Source organism: Anoxybacillus sp. FSL W8-1294 (assembly GCF_037965005.1).
GTDB lineage: Bacteria > Bacillota > Bacilli > Bacillales > Anoxybacillaceae > Anoxybacillus > Anoxybacillus flavithermus_G.
Genome location: NZ_CP150179.1, coordinates 1,465,254 through 1,484,483 on the forward strand (window position 1 = coordinate 1,465,254; position 19,230 = coordinate 1,484,483).

24 protein-coding genes are annotated in these 19,230 nt (G+C 38.5%); 6 read left to right on the top strand and 18 right to left on the bottom strand.

What is annotated here, in order from left to right; genetic code table 11:
• Positions 1-150 precede the first annotated feature (150 nt).
• Both speE and rpmG read left to right on the top strand, forming a co-directional pair.
• Positions 151-999: a polyamine aminopropyltransferase gene (gene speE, locus NSQ23_RS07790; protein WP_035018651.1), complete on the top strand. Its 849-nt coding sequence runs from the start codon at positions 151-153 to the stop codon at positions 997-999.
• Positions 1,000-1,097: 98 nt separating this feature from the next.
• The gene (rpmG, locus tag NSQ23_RS07795; protein WP_339174190.1) at positions 1,098-1,271 is read left to right on the top strand and encodes a 50S ribosomal protein L33; all 174 of its coding nucleotides are present in this window, start codon (positions 1,098-1,100) and stop codon (positions 1,269-1,271) included.
• Between the two features lie 103 nt (positions 1,272-1,374).
• Here the strand turns inward: rpmG and NSQ23_RS07800 are convergent, their stop codons facing one another.
• From NSQ23_RS07800 to NSQ23_RS07815, 4 genes are all read right to left on the bottom strand, one after another.
• A complete protein-coding gene (locus tag NSQ23_RS07800; protein ID WP_035018652.1) occupies positions 1,375-1,761 on the bottom strand; it encodes a PilZ domain-containing protein in 387 nt (128 codons plus the stop codon).
• A gap of 68 nt (positions 1,762-1,829) precedes the next feature.
• Positions 1,830-4,226 (bottom strand): DNA topoisomerase IV subunit A, encoded by a 2,397-nt coding sequence (gene parC / locus NSQ23_RS07805; protein ID WP_339174194.1) that lies wholly within the window; start codon positions 4,224-4,226, stop codon positions 1,830-1,832.
• Between the two features lie 4 nt (positions 4,227-4,230).
• Positions 4,231-6,204, bottom strand: coding sequence for a DNA topoisomerase IV subunit B (gene parE / locus NSQ23_RS07810; protein WP_192948445.1), 1,974 nt, complete (start codon positions 6,202-6,204; stop codon positions 4,231-4,233).
• 123 nt (positions 6,205-6,327) lie between these two features.
• On the bottom strand, positions 6,328-6,732 hold the full coding sequence (locus tag NSQ23_RS07815; RefSeq protein WP_004890457.1) for a CoA-binding protein: 405 nt from the start codon (positions 6,730-6,732) through the stop codon (positions 6,328-6,330).
• A gap of 135 nt (positions 6,733-6,867) precedes the next feature.
• On the opposite strand from NSQ23_RS07815, the gene plsY reads away from it, so the two are divergent.
• Together plsY and NSQ23_RS07825 are read left to right on the top strand one after the other, a co-directional pair.
• Positions 6,868-7,449 carry a glycerol-3-phosphate 1-O-acyltransferase PlsY gene (gene plsY, locus NSQ23_RS07820; protein ID WP_035018654.1) on the top strand — a complete coding sequence of 194 codons (582 nt, stop codon included), beginning with the start codon at positions 6,868-6,870 and terminating at the stop codon, positions 7,447-7,449.
• Positions 7,449-8,813: an RsmF rRNA methyltransferase first C-terminal domain-containing protein gene (locus tag NSQ23_RS07825; protein WP_339169978.1), complete on the top strand. Its 1,365-nt coding sequence runs from the start codon at positions 7,449-7,451 to the stop codon at positions 8,811-8,813. Before plsY ends, NSQ23_RS07825 begins: the two co-directional genes overlap by 1 nt.
• 30 nt (positions 8,814-8,843) lie before the next feature.
• On the opposite strand, the gene NSQ23_RS07830 is transcribed toward NSQ23_RS07825, so the two are convergent.
• The 11 genes from NSQ23_RS07830 to NSQ23_RS07880 form a co-directional block, all read right to left on the bottom strand.
• On the bottom strand, positions 8,844-9,404 hold the full coding sequence (locus NSQ23_RS07830) for a YpmS family protein (RefSeq protein ID WP_339169980.1): 561 nt from the start codon (positions 9,402-9,404) through the stop codon (positions 8,844-8,846).
• A gap of 3 nt (positions 9,405-9,407) precedes the next feature.
• Positions 9,408-10,160, bottom strand: a complete 753-nt coding sequence (locus tag NSQ23_RS07835) for an SGNH/GDSL hydrolase family protein (protein ID WP_339169982.1) — start codon at positions 10,158-10,160, stop codon at positions 9,408-9,410.
• A gap of 65 nt (positions 10,161-10,225) precedes the next feature.
• Positions 10,226-10,798, bottom strand: a complete 573-nt coding sequence (locus NSQ23_RS07840) for an SCO family protein (protein WP_339169984.1) — start codon at positions 10,796-10,798, stop codon at positions 10,226-10,228.
• Between the two features lie 13 nt (positions 10,799-10,811).
• Positions 10,812-11,654, bottom strand: a complete 843-nt coding sequence (locus tag NSQ23_RS07845; RefSeq protein WP_004890470.1) for a DegV family protein — start codon at positions 11,652-11,654, stop codon at positions 10,812-10,814.
• Between the two features lie 141 nt (positions 11,655-11,795).
• The gene (locus tag NSQ23_RS07850; protein WP_004890472.1) at positions 11,796-12,047 is read right to left on the bottom strand and encodes a YpmP family protein; all 252 of its coding nucleotides are present in this window, start codon (positions 12,045-12,047) and stop codon (positions 11,796-11,798) included.
• Positions 12,048-12,144: 97 nt separating this feature from the next.
• Complete coding sequence (gene ilvA / locus NSQ23_RS07855) at positions 12,145-13,413, bottom strand: threonine ammonia-lyase IlvA (protein WP_339169987.1); 1,269 nt, start codon at positions 13,411-13,413, stop codon at positions 12,145-12,147.
• A 123-nt stretch (positions 13,414-13,536) separates the two neighbouring features.
• Positions 13,537-14,025 (bottom strand): dihydrofolate reductase, encoded by a 489-nt coding sequence (locus NSQ23_RS07860; RefSeq protein WP_339169989.1) that lies wholly within the window; start codon positions 14,023-14,025, stop codon positions 13,537-13,539.
• A gap of 13 nt (positions 14,026-14,038) precedes the next feature.
• Positions 14,039-14,833: a thymidylate synthase gene (gene thyA, locus NSQ23_RS07865; RefSeq protein WP_064221177.1), complete on the bottom strand. Its 795-nt coding sequence runs from the start codon at positions 14,831-14,833 to the stop codon at positions 14,039-14,041.
• A 94-nt stretch (positions 14,834-14,927) separates the two neighbouring features.
• A complete protein-coding gene (locus NSQ23_RS07870; RefSeq protein ID WP_339169992.1) occupies positions 14,928-15,140 on the bottom strand; it encodes an AIR synthase-related protein in 213 nt (70 codons plus the stop codon).
• Between the two features lie 25 nt (positions 15,141-15,165).
• On the bottom strand, positions 15,166-15,885 hold the full coding sequence (gene tatC, locus NSQ23_RS07875) for a twin-arginine translocase subunit TatC (protein ID WP_339174341.1): 720 nt from the start codon (positions 15,883-15,885) through the stop codon (positions 15,166-15,168).
• Between the two features lie 88 nt (positions 15,886-15,973).
• Positions 15,974-16,168, bottom strand: a complete 195-nt coding sequence (locus NSQ23_RS07880) for a twin-arginine translocase TatA/TatE family subunit (RefSeq protein ID WP_035018658.1) — start codon at positions 16,166-16,168, stop codon at positions 15,974-15,976.
• A 91-nt stretch (positions 16,169-16,259) separates the two neighbouring features.
• Here NSQ23_RS07880 and NSQ23_RS07885 point away from each other — a divergent pair, with 91 nt between their 5' ends.
• Positions 16,260-16,625, top strand: coding sequence for a GIY-YIG nuclease family protein (locus tag NSQ23_RS07885; RefSeq protein WP_339169993.1), 366 nt, complete (start codon positions 16,260-16,262; stop codon positions 16,623-16,625).
• Between the two features lie 116 nt (positions 16,626-16,741).
• Here the strand turns inward: NSQ23_RS07885 and NSQ23_RS07890 are convergent, their stop codons facing one another.
• Genes NSQ23_RS07890 through NSQ23_RS07900 form a run of 3 tightly spaced genes read right to left on the bottom strand, consistent with a single transcriptional unit; the run spans position 16,742 to position 18,159 of the window.
• Positions 16,742-16,873, bottom strand: a complete 132-nt coding sequence (locus NSQ23_RS07890; RefSeq protein ID WP_080601142.1) for a YuzL family protein — start codon at positions 16,871-16,873, stop codon at positions 16,742-16,744.
• Positions 16,874-16,907: 34 nt separating this feature from the next.
• A complete protein-coding gene (locus NSQ23_RS07895) occupies positions 16,908-17,684 on the bottom strand; it encodes a class I SAM-dependent methyltransferase (protein ID WP_339169997.1) in 777 nt (258 codons plus the stop codon).
• Positions 17,685-17,724: 40 nt separating this feature from the next.
• A complete protein-coding gene (locus tag NSQ23_RS07900) occupies positions 17,725-18,159 on the bottom strand; it encodes a BrxA/BrxB family bacilliredoxin (protein ID WP_032099505.1) in 435 nt (144 codons plus the stop codon).
• Positions 18,160-18,303: 144 nt separating this feature from the next.
• On the opposite strand from NSQ23_RS07900, the gene metA reads away from it, so the two are divergent.
• The gene (gene metA, locus NSQ23_RS07905; protein ID WP_339170004.1) at positions 18,304-19,212 is read left to right on the top strand and encodes a homoserine O-succinyltransferase; all 909 of its coding nucleotides are present in this window, start codon (positions 18,304-18,306) and stop codon (positions 19,210-19,212) included.
• The last annotated feature ends 18 nt before the right edge of the window (positions 19,213-19,230 follow it).

The following is a 19,230-nucleotide window of genomic DNA, read 5'->3' on the forward strand; positions in this document are numbered from 1 at the left end:
AAAAGAACTGTCAACACTTTATTTTTGTAAACGTTTACGAATAAAATGACTATTGCAATTTTTTTATCTGATGTTCTCATCCTTTGCAAACTCATGCACAAATGTATTAATATAAAGAAGGCGCAAAATACATTGTTAGAGGAGGAAGCTATGAACTACATAAAAGAGCAAAATGGACAGCTATGGTTAACAGAAGATGAGCGTGAAAATTTAAAAATTAGTTATCGTATTAAAGAGATTATTTACTCAGAACGTTCACCATTTCAACATGTGATGATTTTAGACTCATACGACTTTGGAAGAATGCTTGTGCTTGATGGAATTGTACAAACAACTTCTATTGATGGACATATTTACAATGAGATGATCACACATGTTCCTCTTTCTCTTCATCCGTCGCCAAAAAAAGTTTTAATTATCGGTGGGGGCGATTGTGGTGCAGCTCGTGAAGTGGCGAAATATGAAGAGGTAGAAGAAATCCATCTCGTCGAAATCGATGAACTTGTTGTTCAAGCATGTAAAGAACATTTACCTGAAGTATCGGGAAATCTCTCCGATCCACGTGTTCAGTACGTATATAAAGATGGGGTTCAATTTGTGAAAGATCATATGAATACGTACGATGTCATTATCATTGACTCGTCTGATCCTATTGGTCCTGCCCAAGTATTATTTGAATACGATTTTTATGAAAGTGTGCATAAAGCGCTTAAAGAAGATGGAATGATGGTTTGTCAAAGCCAATCGCCGATTTTCCATATGGACGTATTGAAACAAACATATGCAAATATTCGTCATTTATTCCCGCATGTTCACGTATATACAGCTACTGTTCCAACGTATCCTGGCGGGCTATGGAGCTTCACTCTTGGTGCAAAACAGCCGATTTTATTTGAACGGCTCCACACTTTCACAAAGCAAACGAAATATGCAAACGCTGATATTTTAAGCCAATGTTTCCGTCTTCCACAATTTATGAAGGAACATCTTCAATCGTAGTCGGAATCATTCCGGCTGCGAGTGTTGACAAAGAGGCGTTTTTATATTATGACACAAAACATAATGATTCCTATTTTCTTTATAAGGAGAGTGCCTATATGCGTGTGAAAGTTGTTTTACAATGTACAGAAACTGGAGATCGCAACTACATAACAACGAAAAATAAGCGTAACAATCTTTTTGTTGCGCTTATGCGCTTCTTTAATAAGATTATCAAAAGCTTGAACAATTTGCTCCACAGATTGTCGCATCCTTTATTCCTCCTTAGTTAAAGCGATTACAACATTTCTTGTGAACTTGTATATACGAGTTAGTTAACCGCTTTCAAATAATTTTCAAAGAAAAAAGATGCCCTTGTGGACATCTTTTTCACATTTATTTACTTTCTTTTTTTCGTGCATACATCGCCGCGTGTCGTTTAATTTCGCCAATTAATTGTATTTCCTCTTGTTTTGAAATCTCTAGGGAAAGACCGTATTGAAATTTGTTTACATATGTTTTCTTCCAAATGACAATCCCACGCACGTTGATTGGTTGATCAACGATTGTAAATTGCAACTCCACTTCGAGTTCACCTTTGGCGGAGTCAATGGGTAAATTTAAGTTTGTCTCCAGTCGAATACCGCGTGGACTAATATCGTGAATTTCGGCCGCTCCTTTATCCGTTTCTACTTCCCGTTCCCCAATATGTGTAATACGAAACGTACAAGGAAGCGGTTGACCAAATTGATATCGAAAAGGTTCTTGACGTTTAAACCTCATCATAAATCCCCCACATACAAACTATACCTTCTTCAATATAATTGAAATCATAAATAAATGCAAGGGAATTATGACCATTTCACCCATGTATCTGTCACGTTACCTGTTTCGTCACAATCAATTACATACGTAACATTACCATATCGATCGCTTAGTCGTAACTCATCGACATGGACGTCTTCCGTCATTCCTTTCTCTGTCCTTAAGATAACGCGACCATGTGAAAGGAAGTGACAACTTACTAATCGATGTGGATTCGTTTTCACTTCTTTAATGAGAAGTTGTCCTCGTTTCGCACGAGTAGATGGTTCGACCTCTGCCCGAGCGATTTTTTTCACCGCTCCACGTTTTGTTACAAGAATTATGTTTTCGTCTGTTGCCTGTTGACCAGAAACAACATAATCTCCATCTTTTAAATGAATGCCTTTTACTCCCGCCGCTCGAACGCCTACTTCTCCAATTTCTTCTTCTGAAAACAATAATCCGTATCCGTATTGTGTGACAAGAAATATATGTCCCATTCCGTTTGTTTGATATACGTTCACAACTTCATCATCTTCTTTTAATCGCATAGCAACAAGCGGCTTAGAATAACGTTGCGCTTTATAATGAACGAGATGTGTTTTTTTCACCAACCCTTGTTTTGTAATAAATAATAAATACCCGTTGTTAAAACTTGCGATTGGGATGGCACTAGTCAACTGCTCGTCTCGATCAAGCGGAATGATATGAGAAATGTGTTGACCAAGATCTTTCCAACGAATGTCTGGAAGTTCATAAACAGGACAATATAAATAGTTTCCTTTATTTGTGAATAACAATAACGTATGTGTTGTATTCATCTCAAACATTCCGAGCAACCTATCGCCCTCTTTCATTCCGATGTCCTGTCCGTTCGAGGCGCTATAGGATCGAAGGCTCGTGCGTTTAATATATCCGTCTTTTGTAATAGTGACAATGACATCTTCCTCTGGAACAACAACGTTCATTTCAATTTTAATTTCTTTTATTTCTTCTTCAATGGTCGTTCTTCGTTCATCGGCATACGTTTTTTTCATTTTTCTTAATTCCGATTTAATGACAGATAATAGCTTTTGTTCACTTTCTAAAATCGATGTTAGCTGCTCAATTTTATCATGAAGCGCATTTGCTTCTTCACGTAAATCATAAATATCTGTATTCGTCAAACGATATAACTGCAATGTGACAATGGCTTCTGCCTGAGGTTCTGTAAACCCATATCGATCCATTAAATTCGTTTTAGCATCTTTTTTATCTTGAGAAGCGCGAATCGTTGCGATGATTTCATCTAAAATGGATACAGCTTTCATTAATCCTTCTACAATATGAGCACGCTCTTTTGCTTTTCGTAATTCATAACGCGAACGATTGGCAACTACTTCTTTTTGATGCTCAATATATGCGTCTAACATTTGCGGTAAATTTAATAATTTCGGTCGACGCTCATGAATAGCGACCATATTGAAATTGTACGTAATTTGTAAATCTGTATTTTTATATAAATAATTTAAAATACCTTCCGCGTTGCCGTCTTTTCTCACTTCGATAACAATGCGTAATCCTGTACGATCTGTTTCATCACGCACATCAACAATTCCATCCAATTTTTTTTCTAGACGCAATTCATCAATTTTTTTAACTAAGTTCGCTTTATTCACTTCATAAGGGATTTCTGTGATAACTATCGCTTGTTTACCACCTTTCCCTTGCTCGATCGTGGCTTTCCCACGAATAACGATTTTACCTTTTCCTGTTTCGTAGGCTGTTTTAATGCCTTCTTTTCCTTGAATGATACCACCAGTTGGAAAATCTGGTCCTTTCAGTACCGTCATTAAATCATCAACCGTACAAGTCGGATGATTAATACGCATGATAACAGCATCAATTACTTCTCCTAAATGATGTGGTGGAATTTCTGTGGCATAACCTGCTGAAATGCCTGTGGAACCGTTGACGAGCAGATTCGGAAACATCGCTGGTAATACAACTGGTTCTTTACTCGTATCATCGAAGTTCGGTACAAACTCTACCGTTTCTTTTTCAATGTCGCGCAACAATTCTGATGCGATGGCAGATAATCTTGCTTCTGTATAACGCATCGCTGCGGGTGGATCTCCATCAATACTCCCATTATTCCCATGCATTTCAATAAGTACATTTCTTACTTTCCATTCCTGACTCATGCGTACCATCGCTTCATATACAGAAGAATCACCGTGCGGGTGAAAATTACCGATGACATTTCCGACCGTTTTAGCCGATTTACGAAATGGCTTATCCGATGTGTTTCCATCTACGTACATTGCATATAAAATGCGGCGTTGCACCGGCTTTAATCCATCGCGCACATCCGGCAAGGCGCGCTCTTGGATAATATATTTACTATATCGGCCGAATCGGTCTCCAAGCACATCTTCAAATGGTAAATCTAATACGCGTTCCATTCCCTTATTCCCCCTCAGCTGTCATCACATGATCGTTTTCTAAAATATTCATATCGTCCTCTAAACCGAATTGCACATTTGATTCAATCCATTTCCTTCTCGGTTCTACTTTATCGCCCATTAATGTTGTTACACGACGTTCTGCACGGGCTGCATCATCAATACGAACACGAATAAGCGTCCGTGTTTCAGGGTTCATTGTCGTCTCCCATAATTGATCGGCATTCATCTCACCGAGTCCTTTGTAACGTTGAATCGTATATCCTTTACCGACCTTTTTCAAAATCGACTGCAATTGTTCATCCGTCCATGCATATTCCACAACTTCCTTTTTGCCAACTTTTTTACTCACTTTATACAGCGGTGGAAGAGCGATAAACACTTTGCCCGCTTCAATAAGCGGTCGCATATAGCGATAAAAGAACGTTAACAACAATACTTGAATATGCGCACCGTCTGTATCCGCGTCAGTCATAATGATCACTTTGTCATAATGAATATCATCGAGTGAAAAATCAGCCCCGACACCGCCACCAATGGCATGAATGATTGTATTAATTTCTTCGTTTTTAAAAATATCGGTTAATTTCGCTTTTTCCGTGTTAATCACTTTTCCACGAAGAGGTAATACAGCTTGAAAGCGACGATCACGACCTTGTTTCGCAGATCCACCAGCTGAATCCCCTTCAACTAAATACAACTCATTTTTTTTGGGATTTCGCGTTTGAGCAGGCGTTAACTTTCCGCTTAATACGTGCTCTTTTCCCTTGCGCTTTTTCCCCGACCTTGCTTCTTCCCGAGCTTTTCGTGCAGCCTCACGCGCTTGAAACGCGCGAATCGCTTTTTTAATTAACAGCGTTGCAATATCTGGGTTTTCATTTAAAAAATACGTCAGTTTTTCACTAACGACAACTTCAACAGCGGAACGAGCTTCAGGTGTTCCTAATTTGCCTTTCGTTTGCCCTTCAAATTGCAAAAGTGCTTCTGGAATGCGAACAGAAATGATGGCAGATAATCCTTCACGGATGTCTGTCCCTTCTAAGTTTTTATCTCTTTCTTTTAATAAACCTACTTTTCGTGCATATTCATTAAACACACGAGTCATCGCTGTTTTAGCCCCAATTTCATGCGTCCCTCCATCTTTCGTACGGACATGGTTTACAAAAGAAAGCATGTTTTCTGAGTATCCGTCATGAAATTGGAAAGCAAACTCGACTTCAATATCACTTTGCTCACCATTAAAAAATACAACAGGGTGAAGCACGTCTTTTTCCTCATTTAAATATTGCACAAACGCCTCAATGCCGTTTTCGTAATAAAATGTATCGCGCAAACCTGTTCGTTCATCGTATAATTCAATTTTTAACCCCTTTAATAAAAATGCAGATTCTCTCAACCGTTCACTAATCGTTTCGTAATGAAACGTCGTTGTGCTAAAAATCGTTGGGTCTGGTTTGAATTGAATTTTTGTCCCTGTTTGTTTTGTTACTCCGATTTTCTCAAGTGTAGTCACAGGTTTTCCACCATGTTCAAACCGTTGATAATATATAAACCCATCACGATGAATGGTCACTTCTAACCACTCAGACAAAGCATTCACAACAGAAGCGCCAACACCGTGTAACCCACCGCTCGTTTTATAGCCACCTTGACCAAATTTTCCTCCAGCATGTAATACCGTTAAAATAACTTCGGGAGTCGGCTTTCCTAACTTATGCATGCCTGTAGGCATCCCACGTCCTTCATCTTGCACGCTTACACTTTGATCGTTATGTATCGTTACAACAATGCGTCTCCCATATCCTGCGAGCGCCTCATCAACCGCATTATCAACAATTTCATATACAAGATGATGCAAACCGCGACTATCTGTACTTCCAATATACATCCCCGGACGTTTACGAACCGCCTCTAACCCTTCTAACACTTGAATGGCGTCTTCGTTATATGTAAGAAGCTGCTTATCTGTCACAATCATTCCCCTTTCACAACAAGAACATTTGTTTCTGTTTTTTTTGACTTTCTCTATTTTAACATACATTCGTAAAACGTCCAACGTCGTGAAGAAAAAGAACGACCATTACAAAAAGAATGGTCGTTTTTACCGTGTGAGCGCATGTTCTACTTTGATGCAGCGATCCATCACAACCGTATACCCTTTTTTTGTTAAATCATGATATACGCCTTCATCATATACACCTAATTGCGCCCAAAACACGTCTGCATCCATTTGAACAAACTGTTCAGCGATTTCACGCAAATGTTCAGAGCGACGGAACACATTAACAATATCGACATGTCCTTCGATATCTGTTAACGTAGCAACGGCTGGAATGCCTTCCCACTCTTTAATAAGAGGGTTAACTGGAATAATGTCGTAGCCTGCCTCTTTCATTGCTTTTGCAACCATATAAGATGTACGCTCCGGACGATCTGACAATCCTACCACAGCAATTCGCTTCGCCTTGTTTAAAATTTGTTTAATTTGTTCACGACTTGGACCCATATCATCTACCTCCCATAATAAACTAGTACTTCTTCATGTAAAAAAATAATCCTGCCTTCATTTTTTAAAAAAGCATGTTACAATAAAAACATAACATCCATAGAGGAACTATGAATGGAGTAGAGGGGGCATATGATGTCTGTTTTGCTTGTGATTTTCAGTTACTTACTTGGTTCAATTCCGTTCGCATTGATCGTTGGAAAAATAGGGTATGGAATTGACATACGTGAACACGGGAGCGGCAATTTAGGTGGAACAAATACATTTCGCGTGCTCGGTGGAAAAGCGGGATTAATTGTGACAATTGCTGATATTTTAAAAGGGACGTTAGCCGCGAGCCTACCTATATTGTTTTCTGTAGATATTCACCCACTTCTTACAGGAATGTTTGCTGTGTTTGGTCATACATATCCGGTGTTTGCTCAATTTCGCGGTGGAAAAGCGGTTGCTACATCTGGTGGAGTGTTGTTATTTTATTCACCCGTTCTATTTATGACGATGTTAGCTGTCTTTTTTCTCATTCTATATATATCAAAATACGTTTCACTTTCATCTATGTTAACAGGCGTGTATGCGACCGTCTATGCATTCGTGTGGACAGATGACGTTCCTTTGCGCATTGTCGTCACATTATTAACACTTTTTGTGTTTTATCGTCACCGAGCGAACATAAAACGTATTTTAAACAAAACAGAACCGAAAGTGAAGTGGTTATAGTGGCTACATGTCATTTACCAAAACAATTTGTAACGAAAATGAATGCTTTGCTTCGAGATGAAGCGGAGCGTTTTTTTGCGACGTACAATGAAGAAAAAGTCAACGGTTTACGGATCAATTCATTGAAAGTATCACCATCAACATTTTTACACATAAGCCCATGGGAACTTGAACCGATCCCTTTTTGTCCTACAGGATTTTATTATTACAACGCCCAACCCGGAAAACATCCATATCATGCTGCGGGATTGTATTACATTCAAGAACCTAGCGCCATGTTTGTCGCTGAAGTGCTTGCCCCATCTCCAGGAGAACGAGTGCTCGACTTATGCGCAGCACCGGGGGGGAAAACGACACAATTAGCAGCGATGATGAATAACGAAGGTTTTCTACTGGCAAACGAAATTCATCCAAAACGCGTCAAAGCTTTATCTGAAAATATTGAACGGCTCGGAATTACAAATACTGTTGTGACAAATGAAACGCCTGAAAAATTATCGGAAACGTTTGAAGGGTTTTTTGATAAAATTTTAGTTGACGCTCCATGTTCAGGAGAAGGCATGTTTCGAAAAGACGCAGAAGCGATCCAATTTTGGAGTTTAGAACACGTTCAAAAATGTGCACAAACACAACGGCACATTTTATCATGTGCTTATAAGATGTTAAGCGAAGGAGGCACACTCGTTTACTCGACATGCACATTTTCTCCAGAAGAAAACGAGCAAATCATTGACTGGTTTTTAACAACTTACGAGGATATGGAATTAATACCAATTGAAAAAAAACATGGCATTCAACCAGGTGTGTCACATTGGACAAACACACATCATGGAAACATTGCACATACAGCAAGGCTCTGGCCGCATCATCTAAAAGGGGAAGGACATTTCGTCGCAAAAATGCGCAAACGAAGTAGCGTCAAACGTTGGAATGGAAAAACAGTTGCATGTAACGTCCCTAAAGTGATGTGGCGTGATTATGAAACGTTTACGAATCATACCATCCAAACAACAATAAAAGGAACGATGTATGCGTTTGGTGCACACTTATTTGCCCTCCCACATTCGTGCCCTCGCTTAGATGGCTTAAAAGTCGTCCGCCCTGGTCTCCATATCGGAGAATGGAAAAAAAATCGCTTTGAACCAAACCACGCTTTAGCGATGGCATTAACAAAACAACAAGTACAAGCATATCTGTCTCTTACATTTGAAGAAAGCCTACGATACATGAAAGGAGAAACATTACAAACGAGCGGAGATCGTGGATGGATATTAGTGACTATTGATGGATATCCGCTTGGTTGGGGAAAAGAAGTAAAAGGAGTTGTAAAAAACTTTTATCCTAAAGGATTGCGAATCAAATAGGATGTCCCTCAGTAATGAGAGACATCCTTATTATTTTGTTATAGTAACTGTAAAAGTGATATCATTTTTATTTAAATCGAACGTTTTCGCCTTCAACACGAGTCCTTCTTTTATACGAATGTTGCTTACAACAATATAAATGCGTTCACGTTTCGCATCGATTTTCACCCAATTTGGCAATGAAGCATGTTTATTGATATACGTTAATACATACGGTACAGGTAAACGGAGTTGCCCAAACGTCATCGTCGGATGAGCAAGTACAACATGACCATTCTCATCCACCCTTGGATCAAATGCCATTGTCAAATCAACAGGCTTTCCAAATATCGGGATAGCACTTGTTATATACAACCGATCAGCTAATTGAACATTGTAAGACAAACCACCTTTTTTTTCATGCTTCTGAATATAGTCGTTCACTAACGCATTTAGATGTTGTTTAGATGTTTGAACAGTAAATGTCGGTCCTTCCACGTTAACATTCGATATATATGGGGAAGGAGATGATTGAAACATATAAAAAAGTAATAACGCCATCACTAAACTATTTATTCCTAACAAACTAAAAAATAACACTTTCCACTTCACTATTTATTCCCCTATCCATTCTTCATGTTTTTGTAGATGTTCATACATACGTTGTGCGATTAGTTCATAGCCACGTGTGTTCGGATGAAATTGATCGTCATACAATATATCATCACGTTCTTCAAACAAATCGTCAATAGGTACAAATAGCGCACGATCATAACGCGAGATCACTTTCTTACTTCCTTCGTTCCACATGTGTATGATCTCCCCCATTTCTTGTATATTCGGAAAAGCCGAAGAAAACGGATTGTATAACCCGATAAGTACAATATAAGCATCTGGATTCATATAGCGAAGAAGTTGCAATTGCTCGTCAAGTCGGGAAGCAAACATCTGTTGTTCTTTAACAAACAATTCATACGTTAAGGATAAAAAATGTGACCGAATAACTTTCATGACATCGTTTCCGCCAATTGTAATCAAAATAACATCTGCTTTTCGAATGACCGATTCATTGTTCATGATGACATCAGTTAGTTGTTCACTACGCAACCCCCGTTTGCCAAAATTTTGAACAAACACCTTATTCACATCTTCACGTTGCTCTAAATATTGCTTAATGAATGTGACATAGCCACCTTTACCATCCCCTACCCCTTTCGTTAACGAATCACCTAACGCTACAACATGTAAATCACGTGGCTTTATTTGTTCTTGTTCATTTTCTTGTATGGTCGTTGGGACAGTAGTTGTAGAGGTCGAGGAACATCCGACTAAACATACACAAAGAAATAGAAGAAGCAGTTTGTTCATATGGGCTCCCCTCTCTATAAAAGAAAAGACAAAAATGACACGGTCATCATTTTTGTCTGCATATGTTATTCTTGTAACATGTCAATATGTTTTAAAATTTCTTCGTACGGTACATCGTTTAAGCCACTATAATACTTCACGATCGTTCCATTTTGGTCAACGAGATAGAAATCTGTACCGTGAATGACTTGATCCCCTTCTTGTGGCTTTTTTACAACGGCTTTAAAGTTTTTCTGCGCAAAGCGTTCAATGTCTTGTTGGGTGTAACCTGTAAGTAAGTGCCAATTACTTAAATCTCCTTGAAACTTTTCAACATACGTTTTTAACGCATCTGGTGTATCGTTTTCGGGATCTACACTAAATGAAACAAAGTGCACATCTAACCCTTTTTCCTTAGCCATTTTTTGTAGTTTCGCCATATTTGCTGTCATCGGTGGACAAACGTCAGCACATCGTGTGAAAATAAAATCGGCTACCCACACTTTTCCTTTTAAATCAGCTAGACCAAACTGTTGACCATGTTGGTCAGTAAATGTGAAATCTTCGATCGGCCAATTTTTTGCATCTGGAATCGCTTGCTGGCAAGCGACAAGCGACAACAAAAGCACAGCAAACAGCCATAAGCGTATACGCTTCACCTTTTATGTCCTCCTATTCCGTATAGTACATAAACCCTATCGCTCCTGGACCTGTATGTGTCGAAATGATTGGAGTTGTATACACAATGTCCGTCTGTGTCCATCCTGTCGTTTCCGCAATGGATTGTTTTAATCGTTCACTTAAATCAAGCGCCTCTGCGTGAGCAATTCCGACTGCTCGAACTTTTTTTCCCTTCGTATGTTCAACAAATTGATTGGTTAAATATTTGACAATTTGGGACTGGCTCCGAACTTTTGTGACAGGCGTATATACCCCATCTTCTAATGAAGCGATCGGTTTGATGTTTAGTAACGAACCTATCATCGCTTTCCCTCGTCCAATACGTCCACCTTTGACGAGATTTTCAAGCGTATCAACAACAACGAATAAATGTGTATTCGCACGAACTGTATCGAGATGGGAAACAATCTCTGATACTGTCTTTCCCTCAGAGACCATTTTGACCGCTTCTAATACTTGAAAGCCAAGTGCAAGAGAAATAAAGCGTGAGTCGACAACGGTGACGTTCGTCTTTGTCATCGCAGCTGCACTTTCGGCAGAGCGCACCGTTCCGCTCATTCCTCCTGTCATATGAATCGAGATAACATCGTATCCCGCTTCTCCAAGTTCATCATACACTTGTAAAAACTGTCCTGCAGACGGTTGAGAGCTTTTCGGAAGTTCATTTGCTTGTTTCATTTTTTCAATAAATTGTTGTGGAGTTAGGTCAATACCATCTAAATATGTTTCCCCATCAATAGAGATGGATAATGGAACGACACGAATGTCCCACGCTTCAATTATTTCTTTTGGTAAATCGACCGTAGAGTCTGTTACAATTTTTACTTTACTCATTTTTTCACTTCCTGTATTTCATTCTAAAATTTTCGTACGGTGAAATTATATAATAAAATCGCCCTGCGTGTCTTCGTTTTCATAAAATTTTTTGTAAAAAAAGAGCTGATTTGCACATTAGCAAAACAGCTCCTTCGTCATTTATGCATTGTTTTTTAAAATTTCAGATTTAAATATTTGTTCGTATACCGGCCACTTCAACACACGTTTTAAATAATCTTTAAACGAATGCACCTTCTTTGTTTTTTTGCTCGCATACACTTGTGCAATAAACGTTTGTAACCTTACTTTTACCATAAATTGATAAGGGTTATCGTCCTCCAATACCGGAATTTCAATAATTTTTACTTTTTGCCCATCTACGTTTTTAAACTCTAGGCTTTTGAATAACAAAATATCAATCCTCTTTTTTGACCGATTTACTTATATTATACACGATTTTTGTGTTGAAGTATGTCACATTTCGTCATCGAATTATAAAAAATTTTTGTCAAATGAGCAAATGGAATAAACTACTATCTTTATTCACTTCCATAAACGGAAAACCTTTTTTCTTCATTCGTTCAACGAGCGGACCATAATCTTCACGACATTTCAATTCAATACCAACAAGAGCTGGACCACTATCTTTATTATTCTTTTTCGTATATTCAAACAATGTAATGTCATCTGTTGGTCCCAGCACTTCATCAAGAAATTCACGTAAAGCGCCTGCACGTTGTGGAAAATTGACAATAAAATAATGCTGAAGTCCTTCATAAATCATAGAACGCTCTTTAATTTCTTGCATACGTCCAATATCGTTGTTTCCTCCACTGATAATGCAAACAACTGTTTTGCCACGAATGTGATCTTTATATAAGTCAAGTGCAGCAACTGGCAACGCTCCAGCAGGTTCTACAACGATCGCATTCTCGTTATAAAGTTGCAAAATTGTTGTGCACACTTTTCCTTCAGGAACGACTACAATATCGTCAACGAGCTCTTTCGCTAACGTAAATGTCTTTTCACCCACGCGCTTGACTGCTGCACCATCTACAAATGGGTCGATTCCATTTAAAGTAACGACTTCTTTTGCTTCAAACGATTTTTTCATCGAAGGAGCTCCTTCAGGTTCGATACCGATTAATTTTGTCGTTGGTGAAATGCTTTTTATATACGTACCGACACCAGAAATAAGCCCTCCCCCGCCAATACTTGCGAACACATAGTCGATCGGCTCTTCACAATCATTTAAAATTTCAACCCCGACCGTTCCCTGTCCAGCAATGACAGCCTCATCATCAAACGGATGGATAAACGTTCGTTGCTCTTTTTTGGCACAAACAATCGCCTGCTCATAAGAGTCATCAAATGTATCACCAACTAAAATGATATCAACAAATTCCCGACCAAAAAATTGTACTTGTGATACTTTTTGTCGTGGAGTAGTAGACGGCATATAAATTTTACCGTGTACGCCGAGTACTCGACACGAATAAGCAACGCCTTGGGCGTGATTTCCTGCACTTGCACAAACAATCCCGTTTTTCTTTTCTTCTTCACATAAACTTTTCATTCGATAATATGCCCCGCGAATTTTAAACGATCGAACGACTTGTAAATCTTCTCGTTTAAAGTATACGTGGCAATCATAACGTTCTGAAAGCAATTCATTTTTTTGTAAAGGAGTATGATACACGACATCTTTTAACGTTTGATAAGCAATTAAAATATCTTCTACATATACGCCATGTTTTCGTTTTACTTGTTGTTCCATCTTCTCGTTTCCTTTCCATTTATAAATTCGTTGTCACATTTATGTTATTCTAAAATATATCATATTTTCGGATAAAGAAAAGTAAATTCTCTAAAAATTATTTAAAAAGATAAAGCCCGCCGATTAGCGAGCTCGTTCATATATGCAAAATGTATGTGGATAGCGATTTTTTTCATCTTGTACACCCGGTTGAGCGGTACGAAGCATCCATTCTTTTTCATCAATTGGCGGGAAAAATGTATCTCCTGTAAACGTTGCGTCAATATGTGTAACATACAGGCGATCCGCTAGCGGCATCGCTTGTTCAAATACTTGTGCCCCTCCAATAATGAACACATGACCATATTGTTGTTCGATTTGTCGAATGTTATCTATCGAATGAATGACTTGCACATTCGCATCTGTTGAAAACGTTTTGTCTCGTGTCAGTATGATATTGATTCTCCCTGGGAGTGGACGACCAATCGATGCAAATGTTTTTCGCCCCATGACAATCGGATGTCCCATAGTTACCCGCTTGAAATAAGCTAAATCTGCTGGTAAATGCCAAGGTAACGTATTGTTATAACCGATGACTCGATTTCGATCCATAGCCACAATAATAGAGATCAACTAAATCACTTCCTTATACAGACACGTCCGCTTTAATATGCGGATGTGGATCATAATCAACAATTTCAAAATCTTCAAAACGATACTCAAAAATAGAAGCAGGCTTTCGTTTGATTATCAATTTCGGGAGCGGTCGCGGTTCTCTTGTTAATTGCAATTTTGCTTGTTCAATATGGTTCATATATAAATGGACATCACCGCCAGTAAAAATAAGTTCTTTCGGCTGCAGATCGCATTGTTGAGCAACCATATATGTAAGTAACGCGTAGCTTGCGATATTGAACGGAAGACCTAAAAACGTATCGACAGATCGCTGTTGCCACATGCATGATAATGTCCCATTTTCCACATAAAACTGAAAAGCATAATGACAAGGTGGCAATTTCATATGATCTAATTCTGCCACATTCCACGCGCTCACTAAAAGACGGCGGGAGTTTGGATTTGTTTTTATTTGTTCAATCACTTCACTTATTTGATCAATCGTTCGTCCGTCTGCTCCTCTCCACGAACGCCATTGCGCTCCGTACACCGGTCCTAAATCTCCGTTTTCATCTGCCCATTCATCCCAAATCGTTACACCATTTTCTTTTAAATAGCGAATATTCGTATCTCCGCTCAAAAACCAAAGCAATTCATGAATAATGGAACGAATATGTAATTTTTTGGTTGTCAGTAAAGGAAATCCTTCTCGTAAATCAAAACGTAACTGACGTCCAAATACAGAAAGCGTTCCCGTCCCCGTACGGTCATCTTTATACACACCGTTTTGCAAAATATCTTCAAGTAATTGTAAATATTGCTTCATGATGCCCTCACCCTTTTTTTATTTACTGTCATTTATTATGACATAAAGCAAAAAAGTAGGAAAGACAAAAAAACCGTAGGATTTGCCCTACGGTTTAACAAATACGAGGTAACATAAGCCCTGTCAGTCGATATAACCGTCGTGTTGTACCAAGCGGTGTCCGTAATAACAACTGCTCTTTGTTTGTTGCTCGAACTGTTCCGATCACAGCTGCGTCTTTTCCTTCTAGTTGGGAACGAAGTACATCAAGAATGGTCTGTTCATCTTCTTTTGGTACGATCATGACTACTTTTCCTTCGTTAGCCAAATAATTAAAAAACAAAAAGCGCCTTCTACTCTGAAGACGCTTCTTGCTCTGTCTGCTTTTCTTTGCGTTTATACACAAATTTTGAAATAGATATACTCACTTCATATAATAGGAGTAACGGGATGGTTACTAAAAAGTCAGAAATAAAGTCTGGTGGGGTAATCGTTACCGCAATAATAACTAATACAAAATACGCGTATTTTCTTACTTTTTGTAATGCGTACGGATTAATTAAACCAACGCTTGTTAAAAACATAACGATGATCGGTAATTCAAACAATATAGCAAACGGAATCGTCATGTTTAAAATAAATCGAAAATACTTCTCTGTTGTAAACATCGTCGCGAACAAATCTTCGCCAAGACTCATTAAAAAGTGGAACACCATCGGCAAAACAACAAAGTAACCAAAACATAAACCGAGAACAAATAACAAAAATGTCGCTGGAATATACGATAACGTTACTTTTCGTTCTCTTGGAGTAAGAGCAGGCTTCACGAACATCCATAGTTGCCAAACAAATACAGGAATCGTCATTGTAATCGCAAATACTCCAGCTAACATCACATATACCCACAAAATATCGGTCGGCCCTAAAATCGTTAGCTTGACATCTAAATCGGCGATCAGCCAACGATATAAATCTTGAACAAAAATAAATCCTACAATAAAAAATAAAATCAGTGCTCCAACAACAATAAAAATTCTCTTGCGCAATTCTTCTAAATGTTCAACTAACGTCATCTCTTTATCTTCATATCGTTGCTTTTCTTCCACGAGCGTAAACACCAACCTTTTTCCATGTTAAAAACGGCAACACATCGTTGCCGCTTTATGATTTACGCGTTTCTTTCTTTTCGTCAAGCTCCTCTAATACTTCATCGCGCAATCCTTTTGTTGACTTTTTAAACTCACGCAACGTTTCACCGAAAGCACGTCCAATTTCAGGCAGTTTTTTCGGTCCGAAAATGACAAGAGCGATGACAAGAATTAAAATTAAACCAGGCACTCCGATATTTGAAAGCATAACGTCATCTCCTTTTTTCATACATACGCTTCTTTTATTGTATTGCTAAGATCTTCATTTTTCAATGACAATTTTTTTAGAGGTGTGTGAAATGTTTGATAATCATCATACTATTTATGCAGTTTTCTTTACAATATCTAGTGATGTAACCGTTGAAGTGGGTAAATTAGGCACTTTTTTATTCCCGAGCGGAAACTATATTTATGTAGGGAGTGCGAAACGAAACATTCAATCACGTATTCAACGTCATATGCAACTGGAAAAACGAAAACGTTGGCATATCGATTACATTCGTCCATATGGAGAAATTACACACGTTCAAACATATTCTTCTGAGCTTAGTGAATGTGAGCGTGCCCAACAACTTTTACAACAATACAAAGGACAATGGATCGTAAAAGGATTTGGTTCATCTGACTGCCGTTGTCCTTCCCACCTTATTTACTATAAAGAATAAACGAGGGATACACTCCCTCGTTAACCTTTATTCCCCATATGTTTCTTTCGATTTTGCTCCTTTTCCTGCAACACGTATTCAACTTCGCTCGGAAAAGAGGGGAAAGAAGTAGTAAGTTACATCCGTTTTGTTTTTTTACGACTTGAATCCAACTCAATGTTTCCTGTTTCCTGTTCTGTTGTTCCTTGTCCCTTAATTTCTGGCGCACTTAATCCTGTTTTCGAAGCATCTTTTTTTCGTTTTCCCATCTGATTCACCCCCTACTGCTTTATTTTGTGCCATTTACGAAAGTTCAATCGTACCGAAATGAAATTTTGCTGTTTTTCTTCGATAAACAGAGAAACCAAATTGATGAAATCGCGAGCTTTGCCAATGATCTTTCAACACAACTCGTTGACGGGCTACTCGTTTCGCCTGTTCGATATCTTCTTTTGTTACGTTCGTATATAGCGCTGCCTGTTTTAATCCCTTTATCCCATCCGACTCTTCAATACTTACTTCAAACATCGGATCCAAATAAACAACATCATATGATTTATCATCGCATTGCGCTAAAAATGAGCGAAAATCATCATGATGCACACAAATACGTCGCATCGCTTCATTAAGTTCAACTACATCGCTATCCCAATGACGTAACCCTTGTTTTGTTAAGTAAGCGATATATACACTCCCCTCAATTCCTACCACTTTTCCTTCCGAACCAACAGCTAAGCTGGCGATAATACTATCGGTCGCCAATCCAAGCGTACAATCTAAAAACGTCATCCCCTTTTGTAACTTCGTAGCTTGTAAAAACGGTTCACTTTCTCCTTTTAAAATGCGCTTTGCTCGAAAAGAAGCAGAATTAGGATGAAAAAATAACGGTTCACGCCCGTTCGGAAAATGGAGTTCTAATCTCTCTTTTCCAACGACAAGAACAGGTTGAGCTACGAATTGGTGGATGGTCGTAATGGAACGTTTTCGACGTGGAATGTATGAAGTTTGTAATTCTAACGCAATTTGTTTCGCTTTCTCGATCATTTGGTCATTCGTTCTACCTGCAGTTGTCACAATCATACGTTCACCTCAAAAGAAAAAGGATGTCTGTAGGACACCCTTAGCAATGTTTTTCAAAAGCTTGCATAATATTTTGCATAATATTTTCGAGCGAGTTTGCTTCGATATCGTGACGTGGAATAAAATGAACAACTTCTTTACCTTTTAATAATGCCATCGATGGAGAAGAAGGTTCGATACCGACAAAATACTCACGCATTTTAGCTGTCGCTTCTCGATCTTGCCCTGCAAAAACAGTAACGAGATGATTCGGTTTTTTCTCGCTCATTTGTACCGCCTGAATAGCTGCTGGACGCGCAAGCCCTGCTGCACAACCACAAACAGAATTAACGACAACAAAAGTTGTTCCCTCTACCTGCTCCATAAACTGTTCCACTTCTTCACTCGTGCGCAATTCTTTAAATCCACCGTTTACTAATTCATCACGCATCGGTTGTACAACTTGGCGCATATATTCTTCATATGACATAAACATACGTACATCCCTCCAAATCATTCTTGCTTTTACAAGAATACAACAATGTAAATAGAAAAATCAATAAAATAAAAAACATTGAATAATTTTCTAAAAATTTTTATAATGAATGTATTTATATAATGTAAATGGAGGTTGAGGACATTGCCAATTAATATTCCACGTGATCTTCCTGCGAAAGAGGTACTAGAACAAGAAAATATTTTCGTCATGGATGAAGATCGCGCCTATTCTCAAGACATTCGACCGCTAAACATTATTATTTTAAACTTAATGCCCCAAAAAGAAAAAGCGGAAACACAATTGCTACGTTTACTTGGAAATTCACCGCTACAAGTGAATGTAACCTTCTTGCGTCCAGAAACACATGAAGCAAAAACAACATCGAAACACCATCTCGATCAATTTTATACGACATTTCAGCATGTACGACATCGAAAGTATGACGGTATGATCATTACCGGGGCTCCTGTTGAACATTTACCGTTTGAACAAGTCGATTACTGGAATGAATTGACCAAAATAATGGAATGGACAAAAACAAATGTCACATCTACGTTACATATTTGTTGGGGTGCACAAGCAGGGATGTACTATCACTATGGTATTCCAAAATACGATTTACCACAAAAATGTTTTGGTGTATTTGATCATGTGTTAGAACAAAAGCACGTGAAACTGATTCGTGGATTTGACGATATTCATAAAATTCCACACTCACGCCATACAGATGTGAAACGTGAACATATCGAAGCGGTTTCAGAGTTAACGATTTTATCTTCATCCGAAGAAGCTGGCGTCTGTCTCGTCATTTCAAACGATGGCAAACAAGTGTTTTTAACAGGGCACCCAGAGTATGATGCCACAACGCTAAAAGAAGAATACGAACGCGACTTAGCCAGAGGTCTAGACATTCAAATTCCAAAATATTATTTTCCACATGACGATCCAAATAAACAACCGTATAACACATGGCGCTCTCACGCTAACTTACTGTTTGTCAATTGGCTCAACTATTATGTTTATCAAGAGACGCCTTATGTGTGGGAGTAGGCTTTCGCTTTTCTGCGA

What these genes read in the sequence shown, in the direction of transcription:
- speE (WP_035018651.1), top strand. Translation starts at nt 151, where the DNA reads ATGAACTACATAAAAGAGCAAAATGGACAGCTATGGTTAACAGAAGAT.
- rpmG (WP_339174190.1), top strand. Translation starts at nt 1,098, where the DNA reads ATGCGTGTGAAAGTTGTTTTACAATGTACAGAAACTGGAGATCGCAAC.
- NSQ23_RS07800 (WP_035018652.1), bottom strand. Translation starts at nt 1,761, where the DNA reads ATGAGGTTTAAACGTCAAGAACCTTTTCGATATCAATTTGGTCAACCG.
- parC (WP_339174194.1), bottom strand. Translation starts at nt 4,226, where the DNA reads ATGGAACGCGTATTAGATTTACCATTTGAAGATGTGCTTGGAGACCGA.
- parE (WP_192948445.1), bottom strand. Translation starts at nt 6,204, where the DNA reads ATGATTGTGACAGATAAGCAGCTTCTTACATATAACGAAGACGCCATT.
- NSQ23_RS07815 (WP_004890457.1), bottom strand. Translation starts at nt 6,732, where the DNA reads ATGGGTCCAAGTCGTGAACAAATTAAACAAATTTTAAACAAGGCGAAG.
- plsY (WP_035018654.1), top strand. Translation starts at nt 6,868, where the DNA reads ATGTCTGTTTTGCTTGTGATTTTCAGTTACTTACTTGGTTCAATTCCG.
- NSQ23_RS07835 (WP_339169982.1), bottom strand. Translation starts at nt 10,160, where the DNA reads ATGAACAAACTGCTTCTTCTATTTCTTTGTGTATGTTTAGTCGGATGT.
- NSQ23_RS07845 (WP_004890470.1), bottom strand. Translation starts at nt 11,654, where the DNA reads ATGAGTAAAGTAAAAATTGTAACAGACTCTACGGTCGATTTACCAAAA.
- ilvA (WP_339169987.1), bottom strand. Translation starts at nt 13,413, where the DNA reads ATGGAACAACAAGTAAAACGAAAACATGGCGTATATGTAGAAGATATT.
- thyA (WP_064221177.1), bottom strand. Translation starts at nt 14,833, where the DNA reads ATGAAGCAATATTTACAATTACTTGAAGATATTTTGCAAAACGGTGTG.
- tatC (WP_339174341.1), bottom strand. Translation starts at nt 15,885, where the DNA reads ATGACGTTAGTTGAACATTTAGAAGAATTGCGCAAGAGAATTTTTATT.
- NSQ23_RS07880 (WP_035018658.1), bottom strand. Translation starts at nt 16,168, where the DNA reads ATGCTTTCAAATATCGGAGTGCCTGGTTTAATTTTAATTCTTGTCATC.
- NSQ23_RS07885 (WP_339169993.1), top strand. Translation starts at nt 16,260, where the DNA reads ATGTTTGATAATCATCATACTATTTATGCAGTTTTCTTTACAATATCT.
- NSQ23_RS07890 (WP_080601142.1), bottom strand. Translation starts at nt 16,873, where the DNA reads ATGGGAAAACGAAAAAAAGATGCTTCGAAAACAGGATTAAGTGCGCCA.
- NSQ23_RS07895 (WP_339169997.1), bottom strand. Translation starts at nt 17,684, where the DNA reads ATGATTGTGACAACTGCAGGTAGAACGAATGACCAAATGATCGAGAAA.
- NSQ23_RS07900 (WP_032099505.1), bottom strand. Translation starts at nt 18,159, where the DNA reads ATGTTTATGTCATATGAAGAATATATGCGCCAAGTTGTACAACCGATG.